The sequence below is a fragment of the Pseudomonas sp. F220 genome (assembly GCF_057813935.1).
Map to the genome: position 1 here is coordinate 47,824 of NZ_JBVASJ010000011.1, position 15,921 is coordinate 63,744.

Sequence of the window (15,921 nt, forward strand, 5' to 3'; positions counted from 1 at the left end):
ACGTTCGGTTCCACAGGTCATTGAGGACGCCATGTATAGAATGAGTTCGGGTTATGCCAGCGTGCTGGCGAATACGCTCTTGGCTCAAGGGCTGGATGTTGCCAGTCTGTGCCAGGAGGCGGGGCTTGATGTCAAGGTTGCGAATAAACCGGGAGCATTCTGCGAGCGAAGCGTTATCTATCGTCTTTGGGACCTGGCGGCTCAGGCCTCTAATGATCCGAACATCGGTTTGAAAGCCTACGGGAATTTCCATCCCGGCGTTTTTCAGATCGTGGGCTACACGATGATGTCCAGTTCGAACCTGAAAAGGGCGCTCGAACGTCTGGTTCGTTTCAGTCCGTTGATTGGTACTGGATTCAGCCTTTTCTTTGTCCAGGAGGAGCAGCATTACCGTCTGGCCAGCCTCGACCATCAGCAACGTGGCTCGGTCAAGCCTCGGCAATATACGGATGCAGGACTGGCTTCGCTGCTGGGTTTCTGCCGTTGGCTGGCGGGTGGCAAATTGCCTCAGCCGCTGAGTGTGGAGTTCACTTATCCGGAACCTGAAGACACCTCGGAGCATCAGCGGCTTTTTGGCTGTCCGCTGCATTTCGGGGCTGCTTATGACAGTATCTTGTTCGATGGCGAGGAGCTTCTGCGTCCTTTGAGTATGGCCAATGAGGCGTTGGCCACACTCCATGACAGTTTTGCCGAGGCTCAGCTGGACCTGTTGTCCGGCTTCTCCATTGTGGGCAGGATTCGCGCCCTGATTACCGAGCGTTTGAGCCAGGGGCAAGGGCAGTGTGATATGGAATCGATTGCGGCGGCACTGAGCATCAGCAAGCGAACGCTTCAACGAGGCCTTGAGAAGGATGGCACGCAATTCAAGGATGTCCTGAACGATGTACGCAGGCAGTTGGCCGACTTCTATCTGCGCCATTCTCATTTCAATATGAAACATGTGGCTTATCTGCTCGGCTTTCACGACCACAGTAGCTTTCATAAGGCGTGCACCCGCTGGTTTGGTATGACCCCTGGTCAGTATCGAACTGATGAGTCGTCGTTTGAGGTCGAGGAAGCAGCGCCGTTTCGCCCCATGAAACCCGTGGACCTGCGCAACAATCAAAAGATCGCGGGCTTCGCACCAGGCATCCCACCCGCTCTTACGCCGAGCGGATATACCGGCAATCCCGTAGGAGCTTTCGCAGGCTGCGATGTTTGCCGGCTCACCGCCGACCTGCGCAACGATCAAAAGATCGCAGGCTCCTATGCCGAACGGGTACACCGATAATTCCTTGATAAATGTTTACTGGGGCTTAGGGCCTTTTGTCTTTTGGCTCGCTTTGCGCTTTGGGGCTTTAACCGGGATGGTAGGGGTGGGCGTCGGTGTGATCTCCGACGGTGACGTCTGCGCAATTGGGGATGGCTCCAGAAGGGACTCCTTCTGGATGGCATCTGCTTCACCGGGCGGTTGGGTCAGACTAAAGCCTGGCAGGGGGATTTCGAGTAGCACGTGCAGTTCACGCCAGAGTTCGCCGCAAGCGTAGGCAGTCGTTAGCAGCTCAGGCATCAACTGCCCAACGGCTGACAGGACCTGTTGGCGTTCCTTGGCCTCTGGTAGCAGCAAGGGCAGGCTGCGCAAGCTTTCTTGCGGGTGGGCAAAAACCAGCAGGTTCTGCAATCGGATGGCTTCGCGCAGGGCCGCGGGCTCATTGCTGTGGTCCTGGACCAGCAGATGCACCTGCTGGATCAGTTTCTCGATGCTTTCCTTACCCGCCTTGTCGCTGTCCCGGGCCAGCAAAAACAGAATCCGCACCAACGCTTCCAGTGGGCCGCCAAGGGGCAGCGCATCCTGCAGGCGTTCGATCAGGGCCTGGTCCTGCAGGTCGGCATGTGCCTGGAGATTTCGCACAGGCTTGTTGCTGGTGAGAGCACTCAGTGCTCCGTAAATGCCGTAGAAACACAGCTCCTGGGTAGCGTCACGCACATCGCGAAAAGCATTCAGGGCGTCTTGCGTCTGGTTGGAAAACAACTCCTGCCAGGCCAGCAACGGATTGTCCTGGCGTGCGGGGTGACGATCGCTGCGTACGTGGTCGGCGCTTCCTGCCAGCCACCACAGTGCCGGATTCAGGCTGCTCCATAACACCTGTTGCTGATGGAAGGGGTGGGCTTTGCGCATCAGTTCGGCAATGGGCTCGTTGATTATCTGGCGCAGCCACGGACGTACGAATAGATCGTAAAGCGTACTGTTGATTTCAGAGGCACGCTCTACCAATGCGAATTCGCGATCGTCATCGCGGGGCGGCTCGCCTTCTGCGTGAATATCGGCGATTCGTCTTGATTCGAATCGCACGTCATAGTGAGTGTCACCGCTGCCTGAGGAGGCCGGCAGATCGTCGATCAGCATTTCATACAGCCCTGCCGGCAGCGCATTGATAGCTTCGACCGCGCCGAGCAACTCACGGTGTTCGCGCCGCGCCACCTTGCCGGAAACAAAAATGCCCAAATGGCCGATGCTGGCGTGGCGCAGGTAGACGATGGTGCGTCCAGCGTCATGCAGAGCGAGATCGCTGGGGTAGACATCGGCAATCCAGTTCAATGCCTGCTGTGGCGGGGTGATGTTGTCTCCGTAGGAGCAGAACACCACCACCGGTACTTTGATCCGTTTCAGATCAATGCCGGTGCTCTTGCGGCCAAGGCCGCCGGACAACTGGTTGCCGATAAAAAGGTCGTCGACAATCATCTCGATTTCTTCGCCATTGAGCAGGGTCGGGCTGCCCCACCAACGCTCGAAGTCGAGAAAGCGCCCAGCCTCGCTGTCGACCTGGCTGAACAGCTGGTAGTACTTGCCCCAATAGGTGTTGGCCGGGTCCAGGTTCTCGAAGTTGCTGACCAGCCAGGTACCGTCAAAACGGTCATTGCCCAAGTCGCTACCCAGGCGAGTCATCCAGCCTCCACCCAGAAGGCCGCCGGTATAACGCATCGGATTGCGTCCATTGACACCGGCCCAATACGACAAAGGGGCACCATTGATGATGATCAAACCCGGCAGTTCCGGGCGTGTTGCCGCCAATCCCATTAAAGCCCAGCCGGCCTGACAGTTGCCAATCACAATCGGCTTGCTGTTGGCGGGGTGAAGGGCGCTGACGACTTCGATGAACCTGGCCTGGGCTTCGACGATATCGGCAAGGGTCTGCCCCGGCGCTGGCGAGTGACTGAACGAGATGAAATAGGTGGGATGGCCGGCTCTGAGGCTTTCGCCCAATACCGAATCCTGTTTGAAGCCGCCGATGCCCGAGCCATGACCACCGCGTGGATCAATGATGATCACTGGCTGGCTGTTGCTGTCGATCCTGTGCTCTGGCCCGGGGAGGATTCGCAGCAGTGAATAGTTGACCGGGCGTGGAAGATCGGAGCCTGCGATCAGGGTTTCATGATCGAACTTGAGCAGCAGCGGATACCCCGCACGTTCATGGGCCAGCGTATTGTCGCCGCGCTGGCGCAGGGTGTCCCAGAACAGCAGACTGCGTTGACCGAGGTCGGTGAAGTATTCCTGCCAGTCAGCGAGTGTGGGTTGTCTGAGTTGACCCTGCTTCAGAGGTGCGAGGGTTTTCTCCTGGCGCCGGTGGAAGGCATCGAGAACATTCTGGGTATTGAGGCGCTGCAGATGACTCAGGTGTTCCAACAGGCCGCGTTGAGAGGAGAGTCTTTCATATTGCGATGCAATAATATCTTCCTGTCCCATGGTGATCTCCTGGCTTTATGCATGAGAAGCAGCTCGCCTGCACCTCATCCATAAAGAGGGCTTGGCTGGCCGTTCGATTTCAGGAGTCTATAGCGAATAGCTGTGGGAGGGGAAAGAGTTTTGTGCGGCGCACAAAAAAATCATTGCCAAACTAATTTGTGCACTGCAATATCAAGTCTAACGCGATGACCGGCAGGATCGCTATCGCGTCCTCAGGCCCATGTTGGCCTTCCAGTATCAGGAGATTCAAGCATGTCTTTTTTTAACTCGGAAAAATTGCAAGACGCTCAGAAAGCCAACCTAGACCTGCTGCAGCAAATCAGCGGCAAAATCTTCGCCAGTGTTGAACAGCTCAGCCAATTGCAGTTCAAGACACTGCAAGCCTCCACCGAGGAGCAGTTCGACGGTTTCCGCAAGCTGCTGGCAGTACGTGATCCACAAGGATTCGCCGAGCTCCAGGCTTCTTTCATCCAGCCAAATGTGCAAGCTGAACGTCTGGCAGAGTTCAATCGCCAGGTGCAAGCACTGATTGTTGGCACACAGTCGGAAATTGCCAAACTGACTACGCGTCAGATCGAGGCGGGCACCCAGCAGGTGCAAGAGTTCGTTGAAGTGATCAGCAAAAATGCACCGGCTGGCTCCGAGCCTGTTGTGGCTGCGTTCAAGTCGACACTGGCGAATGCCGGCACCGTTTTTGAAAGCGCACAGAAAGCCGTAAAACAGGCTACTGACGTTGCCCAGAGCGGTTTCACCGCAGCGACTGCCGCAGCCGGGAAAGCCGCCCCAGAAGCAGGCAAGGCAACAAGCGGTAACAAGTAAGTCACATTAGTACGGTTACACTGATGGCGATGGGTTCACTCCCCATCGCCATTTTTTTTCGGCCCGCCACCGGCGCCTGGCTTGCCTGGAGGCGTGCCGCCAAACAGGCCGAAGAGGTTTTGAGTGTTCAGGTAGAGGGCTTTTGACTGGTCGACATACTGGCGCATCAAATCCTGCATGACCGGTGCTTGCTGGTGCATGAACTCGCTCCAGGCTTCAGAGGACTGAGCGCCGGTTTGGGACTGGACGTCGATGACCGTCTGGATGCTTTTATCCAGGTAGCTGCCGAGGACGCCCTGGTAGGGACCGTAGAACTGGATGATCCCCATCAGCATCTCGCTGGAAAAGATCGGCTCACCGCCACTTTCGGCTTCCAGGATGACCTGCAGCAAAATACTTCGGGTCAGATCCTCTCCGGTCTTGGCGTCGACCACCTCGAACGGGATTTTATCGACGACCAATTGGCGTATATCCGCAAGGGTCAAATGACTGCTGGTGTGCGTGTCATACAGACGGCGATTCGGGTACTTCTTGATCAGGCGGGTGGTGTTCCGACTGTTATCTGTCATGCGGGGCTACTCACAGCGAGCCTGATTTACAGGCATCTTATCCTACTCTGACCACTGCGGCGGTTTGGTGTTGCGGGGAGGGACGTGCGCAGACTTTCAGTTTTTTGCCGAAAACAAGGGTGAGCCCGTGAGGCCGAAGGTCAGCGACGCGGATTCACCCATTAGAACGGTTAGTTTGCCTACCAGATGGGCAGGGTATAGCTGACAATCAGACGATTTTCATCCAGGTCGTTGCCAAAGTTGGTCGAGCGCACCGTAGCGTTGCGCCATTTCACCCCGATGTTTTTCAGCGGGCCGCCCTGGAATACGTAGCCGATGTCGGTATCACGTTCCCACTCCTTGCCCTCAGGACGGTTGGTACCCAGGTCAATATTGGAACCATTGATGTAGCGGCTCATGAAAGTCAGACCAGGGATGCCAATCGCCGCGAAGTTGTAGTCGTAGCGGGCCTGCCAGGACTTTTCGTCTTTACTGGCGAAGTCGCCGATCTGTACGAAGTTCACCAGAAACGCATCGGTGCCGTTGATGTAAGCGAAGCCGGTGTCGCCGCTCATGGCTTGATAGCCGAGACCGAGCGCGTGCCCACCCAGGTTGTAGGTGAACATGGCGCCCAATGCCCGGTTGTCGACGTTGCTGCCGCCATCGTCAGTGGAGCGGGCGAAGCGCAGATCACTCTTGAACGACTGTCCTGGCGCCACGGGCAACAGGTAAGTCAGGTTCACTAAATGCTGGTTGTAGAAGTTGTCCAGGTGGCCGTAGCTGTAGCCGCTACTCAGGTTGCTGGTCCACTTGTAGTTCAGGCTGGCGAATTTGAAGCTATCGCTGCCGACGTGGGGTGCGCGAATACTTTTTGCCCCCGTGGTGGTGGTGGTCATGTCCTGATAATCGGTGGAGTCGCGCTGGTTGACCTGGCTCAGCCGGCCGGCATCCACCGTCAGGCCCTCGACTTCCAGCGAAGTCAGCTGGGCGCCCTTGAAGGTCTGCGGCAACAGCCTTGAATCGTTGGCCAATACGGTCGGGAGCTTGGGTGGCAGGGTGCCGAGTTTCAGCACGCTCTTGGAGGCGCGCAATTTGGCTGTCAGACCCAGTTTACCGTACTCGTCCTCGGCGCCATGGGGGGCTGAGAGTTCGCGCGGAAGAAGACCAGAGCCTGCGCGGTCGGGGCTGGAGTCAAGTTTTACGCCGACCATGCCGATGGCGTCGAAACCGACACCTACCGTACCCTCAGTGAAGCCGGATTCGTAGCGCAGCAAGAAACCCTGAGCCCATTCCTCTTGCTTGGACTGGGCAGCGTTGTCCTGGCGAAAGTCGCGATTGAAGTAGAAGTTGCGCAGTTCAAGGTTGGCCTTGCTGTCCTGGAGAAAGTCAGCGGTAGCGGGTGCCGAGAGGCTGATGACGCCGCCGGCCAGCAGCAGACGGGTAGCGGCGAGGGTGCGGGTGTTACGGTCCATGGTGAAGCCCCTTGTTTTTATTATGAAATAACGGGTTCCCGCATCGAGCCTCAGGGCTCGATGTCCGGGGTAATACTTCAAATGGTTATCGGGTGTGGAGCTGCCCTCGCCAAGTGTGCGAGGGCCTATCGATAAAAAGCGCGGACACCCAAACGAGAGGAGCTGGCGCCGCGTGAGGCTTAATCGTCAGAACTGTTCGGCGGTCAGGCCGTACAACGACGTGCTGCCAGCCCGAATGCACTGTTCCAGGCTCAATATGCGCGGCAGCAGGCGGCTGAAGTAGAAGTCGGCAGTGGCGATCTTCGCGCCATAAAAGGCTTCGTCTTCGCCGCGTTTTTGCTCAGCTACCTGAGCCATGCGCGCCCAGAGCCAGGCGTAGGCGACGTAGCCGAACAGGTGCAGATACTCCACCGACGCGGCGCCGACTTCGTTGCGATTGGTCGCGGCCTGGTCTTGCAGCCAGTCGCTGAGGTTTTCCAGACGCTGCACGGAGTCGAGCAGTTGCTTGGCGTAGGCTGCATCGGGCTGGCTGGCAAACGCGCGGATCTCGCCGGTGAACTGACGCAGGGCGACACCGTTATTGGCGACCACTTTGCGTGCGAGCAAGTCCAGCGCCTGAATGCCATTGGTGCCTTCGTAGATCTGCGCAATGCGTACATCGCGCACCAATTGTTCCTGGCCCCATTCGCGGATGTAGCCATGACCGCCGAACACTTGCTGGCCATTGATGCAGCTTTCCAGGCCGGTGTCGGTAAAAAACGCCTTGGCGACGGGAGTGAGCAGCGCAACCAGGGTTTGGGCGCTGTCCCGTTCTTGCGCATCGTCGGAAAACTTGGCCAGGTCCAGTTGCTGCCCGACATAGCTGGCAAAGGCGCGACCACCTTCGGTCATGGCTTTCATACTGAGCAGCATGCGCCGCACATCGGGGTGAACGATGATCGGGTCGGCTATTTTGTCCTTCGCAATCGCGCCGGTGGGCGCACGGCTTTGAATGCGTTCGCGAGCGTAAGCAACGGCACTTTGATAGGACGCCTCGGCGCAGCCGATCCCCTGAATGCCGATGGACAGGCGCTCGTAGTTCATCATGGTGAACATCGCCGCCAGCCCCTTGTTGGCTTCGCCGACCAGCCAGCCGCTGGCCCCGTCGAAGTTCATCACGCAGGTGGCGGAGGCCTTGATGCCCATCTTGTGTTCGATCGAACCGCAATTCACAGCGTTGGCATTACCGAGCGAGCCGTCAGCGTTGATCAGCACCTTGGGCACCACAAACAGCGAGATACCTTTTGGCCCAGCCGGTGCGTCCGGCAATTTTGCCAGCACCAGATGGATGATGTTTTCGGTCAGGTCCTGATCACCACCGGTGATGAAGATTTTGCTGCCGGTGATGCTATAGCTACCGTCGGCCTGTGGTTCAGCGCGGGTGCGGATAATGCCCAGATCGGTGCCGGCATGGGCTTCGGTCAGGCACATGGAGCCGGCCCAGCGACCTTCATACATGGGCGGCAGGTACAGGTCTTTCAAGGTTTCGCTGGCGTGGGCATCAATGGCCAGGCAGGCACCGGAACTCAACGCCGAATACAGCGCGAAGCTTGAGTTGGCGCCGTAGAGCATTTCTTCGAATTGCACGGCAAGCATCTTGGGCATGCCCATGCCGCCGAACTCTGCGTTGCCGGAAAGACCCACCCAGCCTCCCTCAATGTAAGTGGCATAGGCCTGCTTGAAGCCGATAGGTGTGCTGACCTGGCCATCGTGCCACCGGGCGCCTTCCTCGTCGCCGCTGCGGTTCAACGGTGCGATCAGGTGTGCGGTGACTTTGGCCGCCTCTTCGAGAATGGCGTCGGCGGTGGCAGCGTCGACACTATCGGCCAGAGCTGGCAGGCGAGCCCACAAGGCTGGGGCATCGAACACTTCATGCAGGACGAAGCGCATGTCGCGCAGTGGGGCGTTGAATTCGGGCATAACGTGAACCTCGTTGTGACGGTTGCGATGGGCACGGCGACGCTGGAGCGGCAGGTAAACGACCTGCCGCTTGGCGGGTGAAACGTCGTTTTGGGTTAGAGCGCTTTGGCCATATCGCGCAGAACGAATTTCTGGATCTTGCCGGTCGAGGTTTTCGGCAGCAGAGTGAAGACCACGGTGCGCGGCACTTTGAATCCTGCTAAATGCTCGCGGCAGAAACTGATGATTTCGGTTTCCCGTACGTCCTTGTGATCAGCCTTGAGGGTGATGAAGGCGCAAGGAGTTTCTCCCCATTTCTCATCGGGGCGGGCGACCACTGCGGCCTCCAGCACTGCCGGATGGCGGTAGAGCACGCCTTCCAGTTCGATGGTGGAGATGTTCTCGCCGCCAGAGATGATGATATCCTTGAGCCGGTCCTTGATCTCGACATAGCCGTCGGGATGACAGACCGCCAGATCGCCAGTGTGGAACCAGCCACCTTCGAAGGCTTCGGCAGTGGCGGTGGGGTTCTTCAGGTAGCCCTTCATCACGGTATTGCCACGCATGAAGATCTCACCGATGGTCTGACCGTCGCGCGGGGTAGGCTCCAGCGTCGTCGGGTCTCCCACCATCACGCCCTCCAGAGTGGGGTAACGCACGCCCTGACGGGATTTGATTTGCGCCCGTTCCTCTAAGGGCAGTTCATCCCACTCGGCATGCCAGGCGCAGAGAGTCACCGGACCATAGACTTCGGTCAGGCCGTAGACGTGAGTGACTTTGATGCCCATCTCTTCCACGGCACCGATCACCTTGGCCGGCGGCGCGGCGCCGGCGACCATGGCGTTGACCGGATGATCAATCGCAGCCTTCGCCGACTCTGGCATATTGACCAGCGCATTGAGCACGATCGGCGCGCCACACAGGTGAGTCACCTGATGTTCGCGGATCAGCGTCAGGATTTTCTGTGGATCGACGCGGCGCAGGAACACATGCACCCCGGCCAGAGCGGTGATGGTCCATGGGTAGCACCAGCCGTTGCAGTGGAACATTGGCAGCGTCCAGAGGTACACCGGATGGTTGCCCATGGCCCAGGTCATCTGATTGCCCAAAGAGTTCAGGTAAGCACCGCGATGGTGGTAAACCACGCCTTTGGGGTTGCCGGTGGTGCCTGAGGTGTAATTCAGCGAGATGGCTTGCCATTCGTCATCCGGCCATTGCCAGGCGAACGCCGGGTCGCCTTCGGCCAATAGCGCTTCATAGTCGAGATCGCTGACGGCCTGACCCTCACCGTATTCCGGATCATTGACGTCGATCACCAACGGCGGGTGATCCAGCATGCCGATAGCCGCATGGATGACGTCATGGAACTCGCGGTCGGTAATCAGCACCTTGGCCTCGCCATGCTGGAGCATGAAGGCAATGGCTTCGGCATCCAGGCGCACGTTGAGCGGGTTGAGCACGGCGCCAATCATCGGCACGCCGAAGTGCACCTCAAGCATCTCAGGGATATTGGGCAGCATCACCGCCACCGTATCGTTTTTGCCGATACCGCGACCGGCCAGCGCCGAAGCCAGGCGCCGGCAGCGGGTGTAGGTCTGCGCCCAGGTACGGCGAATCGAACCATGGATTACGGCGGGGTAGTTCGGGTAAACGCTGGCAGTGCGCTCAATGAAGCTGAGCGGAGACAAGGCAATATGATTGACAGCCGTAGGGGCTAGCCCTTGTTCGAAGATCGACATGTACGGGTACTCGGTGGCTGATTGTTAGCTCTATAGGTGACCTTGCAGCGTACGCCGCTGAGGTCAACTTTATGTCCGACTTACTTTATATAACATTCACCAATCTATATGGAAGTACAACCTGAGTAGTATAGTATATATACTATACTTTATTCTTCATGGGCTAAATGAGTACAGCCGTACCACCGGTGCCGGTATATGCTTGGTTTCCCTGACGAAGTGGACCCGTGATGACCCTTACCCCCGTTCGATTGCACAGCTGGTTGCGCCTGCAGCGCGAGGGTGTGTCTCTGGCCGCCAGGGCCGATGCCTTGTGCCGGGCGCTGCAGGATTGCCCCGAAGTGCGCCGGGCGGTGTATTTGAGTTGGCAACCGCAGGCGAACATTTATTGCCACGAGGGGGCCGCCCAGCATTTTCCACCCGGCTTGGGTGATCCTGCGCTGGCCAGCGATCAGCTGCTGTTCGAGCGCCTGGTCGAGGAGGGGCGACTGGATCTGGATCAAGTACGCCAACTCGATTGCTGGTTGTCCGGCCGTCTGCGTCGGGCAGCCATCAGCCATGGCCAGGTGTTTGACCTTGCACTGCAGCCGGGGCAGGCGGGGCTGTTGCTGGTGGAAGTGTGCGAAGGGGTGAGCCTCGATTGGCTGAGTTGGGTGCAGGACCTGTTGACGACCCTGCTGAGCAGCGTCAACGGCATGCTGCGTGGCTCACCGTTACTGGGCCACGATCCGCAACCGAGTTTGCTGCTGGATGCACAGGGCCGCCCGCTGGAGTTCAATGCTGCGCTGTTGGCACTGCTCGCCGAGAAACCTTTGAGCGATGTATTGGGCTTTTTGCCAGTGAATCACCGGGTGCTGGTGCGCGCGTGTCTGGAACAGCAGCGTGCCATCGAAGGCGTCGAGGCACAGTTCGAGGCGCAGATCTTGATCTGGACCTTTATCCCCGATCCGCAGGACAACCGTGTGCTCGCCCGCTGCCGCGAAGCCACTGCACAAGTGCTGGCCGAGCGCGAGGCGGCCAAGGCACGCCGGCTGTACAGGCTGATCATCGAGAACACCACCGACCTGATTTCCCGACACACACCGGACGGACGTTTTCTCGATGCCTCGCCGGCGTCCTGGACGTTGCTCGGATACTGGCCAGAGGAGTTGCGTGGAAAAATGGCCCAGGGCTTGTTCCATGGTCAGGATCTGGCCAGCCTGGTGCAACGCGCGCGCGATGCCCTGGAGCAGGATGGTTATCACACCATGACCTATCGCATCCGTCATCGTGCCGGGCATTACCTGTGGTTCGAAACGGCCAGCCGGGCGATTCGTGAAACCTACACCGGCGCGGTGGTCGAGGTGGTCAGCGTGTCGCGCGACATTACCGCTCGAGTGCAGGCCGAGGAAAACAAGCGACGCCTGGCCGAAGTCGTGGAGGCCAACACCGATCCGGTGTTGTTCATCGACCCCAGCGGTCAAGTCACCTACCTCAATCCGGCGGCGCGGCGCACGCTCGGGCTCGACGAGCAGCAACCGATGCCGGCCCTGGCCGAACTCTTCGCCAGTGACGATCTGGCGCGCCTGCAGCGCGAAGGGTGGAGCAGCGCTGAACGCAATGGCGTCTGGAGCACCGATGCGCGGCTGCAACCACCGGGAGGCGGTGCCTCAGTACCGGTGTCGCTGGTGCTACTGGCTCACCGTTCTGCCGGGCAGGAGCGCTACTACTCACTGGTGGCGCGCGACATGACTGAGCGTGAACTGCGTGAAGTGCAACAGCGCCGTCATCAGGACGAACTGGCGCACACCGCGCGGCTGGTGACCCTGGGTGAACTGGCCTCGGGCATTGCCCACGAAATCAACCAGCCGTTGGCGGCAGTGGTCAACTATGCCAACGCCAGCCAGCGTTATTTACAAGCCCTGGGGACCAATCCGCAGGCCGCCGAACGGGTTGCTCAAGGCCTGGAACGCATTACCCTGCACGCCACTCACGCGTCGGAGGTGATCCGGCGTTTGCGCGCTTTTCTGCGCAAGGGCCAACGGCGTATGCAAGCCCTGAACGTCGCCGACGTGGCGCGTGAAGCGGTGCGTTTGTGTGCCTGGGAGGCGAGCAATTGCCAAGTGGCAATCGAGGAGCGACTGCCGGATAATCTGCCGCCCATTTATGCCGACCGGGTGTTGCTGGAACAGGTGCTGCTCAATCTGTTGCGCAACGCCATCGACGCCAACCGCGAGCAGCATCCGGGGCAGCCCTCACTGATTGTCCTGACCGCGGGTAGAGGCAATGGCGCAAACGTGGAAATCAGCGTGCAGGACCAGGGGCCTGGCGTGAGCGAGCCTGAACTGGAGCAAATATTCACCCCGTTCTACACCAGCAAAGCCGATGGCCTGGGGCTTGGGTTGTCCATGAGCCGCAGCATCATCGAGGGCTTCGGCGGCGAGTTACAGGCCCAGCGGCAGCCCGTCGGGCTGCTGATGTGTTGCTGCTTGCCGCTGGTCGGGCCCACAAAACAACAACAGGAGTAACGCAATGGCAAGTGTGGCGGAGCAGGTGGTCTATGTGGTCGATGACGATCAAGGCATGCTCGATTCGACCGTCTGGTTACTCGAGTCAGTCGGGCTCAAAGCGTTGCCGTTCACCAGTGGCCGGGCCTTCCTCGATGCCTGTGATGCCCGACTCAATGCTTGCGTATTGCTGGATGTCCGCATGCCCGGCATGGGCGGGTTGAATGTGCAGGAAGAAATGCGCACTCGTGAGTTGAATCTGCCAATCATCTTCGTCAGCGGGCACGCGGACGTGCCCATTGTGGTGCGGGCTTTCAAAGCGGGTGCCCATGACTTCATCGAAAAACCCTACAACGAACAATTGCTGCTCGACAGCGTGCAACAGGCACTCAGCAGCTTCGACGCAAACCGCTCTGGCAATCAGGGCCACGAAGAATTGCAGGCTCGTTTACTCACACTGACACCACGCGAGCGCGATGTATTGCTGCCGCTGGTGCAGGGGTTCACCACCCGTGAAATCGCTGAACAGCTTGGGGTGAGCGCAAAAACCGTGGACCTGTATCGCTCGCGTGTGATGAAGCGCATGCAGGCCAACACGCTGCCAGACCTGGTGGGCATGGCCATCGTGGCCGAAATGGTCGACCCGCTAAAACTGCGTTAAGCCGCACCACGGTCATCACGGTTGCCGATTGAACTGAAACTTGAACAGAGTGCACTCATGGCCATTGACTGACAGCGGATGGCGAGTGAACTCACCCTTGGTGAGCGCAGGGATTACCTTGGTCCAAAATGACCGTGCGGGTTGATTGGCGTCGATGTGGATAATCTGCCATTGGCCGGGAAATGTGTTTAGCAACTCAGATACAACAAACGTTCCGATGCCTCGACCCCGATATCGGCGGCTTACGAAGAAATAGCCAATGTTGTACTGGACGTCTTCAAAACGGACGTCGTCGTCAATCGTCACGAAGCCGGCAATTTCACCGTCAACCTTGATCAGAAAGGGGCGCGTCGATGGATTTCTCCAGTAATCCAGTTTTGGCTGAATATTGAAAAAACCATGATCGCCGAACTTCAGCGGGAGCCACTCGCTGAAATCGTAGGTGTAGAACTGCATCAGGTTCTCGATGCATTCAAGTTCATCGCGCTGTGCGTTGTGCAGTTCTATCGAGGGCATTTCGGGAAGCTCCTTTGTGTTCTGTAGGAGCGAGCTTGCTCGCGATGGACTCAAGGGCGACGCGTTTATTCAGAAACACGCGTTATCGTTAACGTCCATCGCGAGCAAGCTCGCTCCTACAAGGGCATTACCCCCTAAGTCCGGGTGAAGATTTCCAGCAGATGCCCGTCCGGGTCATCGAAATACACCCTGCGACCACCGTCGAGTCGATTGATTTCGTTCGGGCGCAGCTTGCAGGGATCAGCCCAGTAGGGGAGTCCTCGACGCTGTAGGCGAGCGAAAACCGGATCAAAGTCGTCCTCTCCGATCAGGAAGGCGTAGTGCTGGGAGGCGATCTCGCCATCGTCGTCGTAGTAATCGAGCGAGACACCGTTATCGAGCTGGACAATCAGCATCGGACCGAATGGGGTGGGAGTGGGCAGGCCCAGGATGTCCACGAGAAATGTCGCTGAAGTCTGCTTGTCGCGGCACCAGACGATGGTGTGGTTCAACTGCACGCTCACGTTACGATCCTCCTTGCACGACTGTGCATTCAGGTTAGGCGACATTGGGTTTTCTCATGAGATGATGCCGATTGGTTTCGGCGCCAGGCCGCTGGAGGAGAGCCGAACTCGCGGCGAAATGCCCGGCTGAAAGCCGTGTCGGTCTGGTAACCCACTTCTTCGGCGATGCGTGCCAACGAGGCATTGCTGCGACACAACAGATTGGCGGCCAGTAACATGCGCCATTGCGTCAGGTACTGCATGGGTGAGCTCCCCACCAGTTGCTGAAAGCGTTCGGCAAGCACCGACCTTGAGGTGCCGGCGGTGCGCGCCAGTTCATCCAGCGTCCAGGCGTGGCCGGGTTTTTTGTGCAGCGCGTTCAGCGCGGCACCGACAATCCGGTCGCCCACGCCCGCCAGCCAACCCGTGCGACCCTCGCTCTGCTCGTTTATGTACAGGCGCAACACCTCGATAAACAGCACCTCGGCCAATTTCGCCAGCACTCCTTCACCGCCGGGCCGAGGGGACCGGGCCTCGGCCAGCGCGTAACGGACCGAGGATTCCAGCCAGATACCGGCATTCGATCCACGCACGTTGACTCTGACCACCGCAGGCAACCCCGCCAGCAACATTCCCGCCAGGCGGGTATCGCACGCCAGATAGCCGCACAGCAAGCGTGTCGTCGGGCCGCCACCGCCATAGCTCAACTGCCGTGGGCGGCGCGACAGCACAACCTCCAGGCGCGCACCTTTCGCGGGTACAAGCCCGGGCTCGGAACTCATGCGATGGGCGTCACCCTGCGGAAAAACCACAGCGTCGCCGGCCGTCAGATGCAGCGCTGGCTCACTGCCAAGCTCGACATAGCACTCGCCTTCGGTGATCAGGTGGAAGATCACCACGCGCTCGGCACCGGGTTCCAGCAACGGCGCCGCCGAGTCGGCGCTGGGTGATTGATAGCACCAGGGCGCGGTGAACCTGGCGTTGATAAAGATCGCGCCTACCAGGCGTACGACGCGCAGGGTCTGTGACAGGGCGTCCATTGTTGTTTTTCCGTGCTTGCGGCGGTCTCTGATTGTGAGCGCGTCGCCGCGGTACGGAAAATGGCCGGACGATCGGACAGTCTTTGCCGACGACCGGGCAGGACGCCGGTGTGCCCGAGCGCGATAGTTATCCAACGGGGTCACTGCCGTCCCTGTCATCAATAACAAGATGGAGGTTGCCATGCCGAAGTTCGTCATTGAACGCGAGATTCCGGGAGCCGGAACACTCTCAGAACGGGATTTGAAAGCGATCTCGCAAAAATCCTGCAAGGTTCTGCACGAGATGGGGCCGCAAGTGCAGTGGCTGCATAGCTACGTCACGGGCGACAAAATTTACTGCGTGTACATCGCGCCTAACGAGGAGCTCGTCAGGGAGCACGCGAGACAAGGCGGTTTTCCTGCCAATAGCGTTTCCCAAGTCAGCTCCATCATTGATCCCACAACGGCGGAGTAATCGTCCTCCAATCCACGGTCCGCGTTCCAACCCACGAAGGAG

The 15,921-nt window shown here is 58.8% G+C and carries 13 protein-coding genes; 5 read left to right on the forward strand and 8 right to left on the reverse strand.

The window, feature by feature from the left end; translation table 11 throughout:
• The first annotated feature begins 40 nt into the window (after positions 1 to 40).
• Positions 41 to 1,270: an AraC family transcriptional regulator gene (locus ACZYSM_RS12365; RefSeq protein ID WP_489071773.1), complete on the forward strand. Its 1,230-nt coding sequence runs from the start codon at positions 41 to 43 to the stop codon at positions 1,268 to 1,270.
• 15 nt (positions 1,271 to 1,285) lie between these two features.
• On the opposite strand, the gene ACZYSM_RS12370 is transcribed toward ACZYSM_RS12365, so the two are convergent.
• Complete coding sequence (locus ACZYSM_RS12370; protein ID WP_489071774.1) at positions 1,286 to 3,724, reverse strand: DUF3141 domain-containing protein; 2,439 nt, start codon at positions 3,722 to 3,724, stop codon at positions 1,286 to 1,288.
• A gap of 252 nt (positions 3,725 to 3,976) precedes the next feature.
• Here ACZYSM_RS12370 and phaP point away from each other — a divergent pair, with 252 nt between their 5' ends.
• The gene (gene phaP / locus ACZYSM_RS12375) at positions 3,977 to 4,543 is read left to right on the forward strand and encodes a TIGR01841 family phasin (protein WP_489071775.1); all 567 of its coding nucleotides are present in this window, start codon (positions 3,977 to 3,979) and stop codon (positions 4,541 to 4,543) included.
• Positions 4,544 to 4,578: 35 nt separating this feature from the next.
• Here phaP and phaR read toward each other — a convergent pair whose 3' ends face one another.
• From phaR to ACZYSM_RS12395, 4 genes are all read right to left on the reverse strand, one after another.
• A complete protein-coding gene (phaR, locus tag ACZYSM_RS12380; protein ID WP_489071776.1) occupies positions 4,579 to 5,112 on the reverse strand; it encodes a polyhydroxyalkanoate synthesis repressor PhaR in 534 nt (177 codons plus the stop codon).
• Positions 5,113 to 5,291: 179 nt separating this feature from the next.
• Positions 5,292 to 6,563: an OprD family porin gene (locus tag ACZYSM_RS12385; protein WP_489071777.1), complete on the reverse strand. Its 1,272-nt coding sequence runs from the start codon at positions 6,561 to 6,563 to the stop codon at positions 5,292 to 5,294.
• 186 nt (positions 6,564 to 6,749) lie between these two features.
• A complete protein-coding gene (locus ACZYSM_RS12390; RefSeq protein WP_489071778.1) occupies positions 6,750 to 8,522 on the reverse strand; it encodes an acyl-CoA dehydrogenase C-terminal domain-containing protein in 1,773 nt (590 codons plus the stop codon).
• A 95-nt stretch (positions 8,523 to 8,617) separates the two neighbouring features.
• Positions 8,618 to 10,240 carry an acyl-CoA synthetase gene (locus ACZYSM_RS12395; protein ID WP_489071779.1) on the reverse strand — a complete coding sequence of 541 codons (1,623 nt, stop codon included), beginning with the start codon at positions 10,238 to 10,240 and terminating at the stop codon, positions 8,618 to 8,620.
• A gap of 230 nt (positions 10,241 to 10,470) precedes the next feature.
• On the opposite strand from ACZYSM_RS12395, the gene ACZYSM_RS12400 reads away from it, so the two are divergent.
• Together ACZYSM_RS12400 and ACZYSM_RS12405 are read left to right on the forward strand one after the other, a co-directional pair.
• Positions 10,471 to 12,747 (forward strand): PAS domain-containing sensor histidine kinase, encoded by a 2,277-nt coding sequence (locus ACZYSM_RS12400; protein ID WP_489071780.1) that lies wholly within the window; start codon positions 10,471 to 10,473, stop codon positions 12,745 to 12,747.
• A 4-nt stretch (positions 12,748 to 12,751) separates the two neighbouring features.
• Positions 12,752 to 13,387: a response regulator transcription factor gene (locus tag ACZYSM_RS12405; RefSeq protein ID WP_489071781.1), complete on the forward strand. Its 636-nt coding sequence runs from the start codon at positions 12,752 to 12,754 to the stop codon at positions 13,385 to 13,387.
• Positions 13,388 to 13,402: 15 nt separating this feature from the next.
• On the opposite strand, the gene ACZYSM_RS12410 is transcribed toward ACZYSM_RS12405, so the two are convergent.
• The 3 genes from ACZYSM_RS12410 to ACZYSM_RS12420 form a co-directional block, all read right to left on the reverse strand.
• Positions 13,403 to 13,903 carry a GNAT family N-acetyltransferase gene (locus tag ACZYSM_RS12410; protein WP_489071782.1) on the reverse strand — a complete coding sequence of 167 codons (501 nt, stop codon included), beginning with the start codon at positions 13,901 to 13,903 and terminating at the stop codon, positions 13,403 to 13,405.
• Positions 13,904 to 14,037: 134 nt separating this feature from the next.
• Positions 14,038 to 14,406 (reverse strand): VOC family protein, encoded by a 369-nt coding sequence (locus tag ACZYSM_RS12415; protein ID WP_489071870.1) that lies wholly within the window; start codon positions 14,404 to 14,406, stop codon positions 14,038 to 14,040.
• 29 nt (positions 14,407 to 14,435) lie between these two features.
• The gene (locus ACZYSM_RS12420) at positions 14,436 to 15,425 is read right to left on the reverse strand and encodes an AraC family transcriptional regulator (protein ID WP_489071783.1); all 990 of its coding nucleotides are present in this window, start codon (positions 15,423 to 15,425) and stop codon (positions 14,436 to 14,438) included.
• Positions 15,426 to 15,606: 181 nt separating this feature from the next.
• On the opposite strand from ACZYSM_RS12420, the gene ACZYSM_RS12425 reads away from it, so the two are divergent.
• Positions 15,607 to 15,879 carry a DUF4242 domain-containing protein gene (locus ACZYSM_RS12425; RefSeq protein WP_489071784.1) on the forward strand — a complete coding sequence of 91 codons (273 nt, stop codon included), beginning with the start codon at positions 15,607 to 15,609 and terminating at the stop codon, positions 15,877 to 15,879.
• Positions 15,880 to 15,921: the final 42 nt, after the last annotated feature.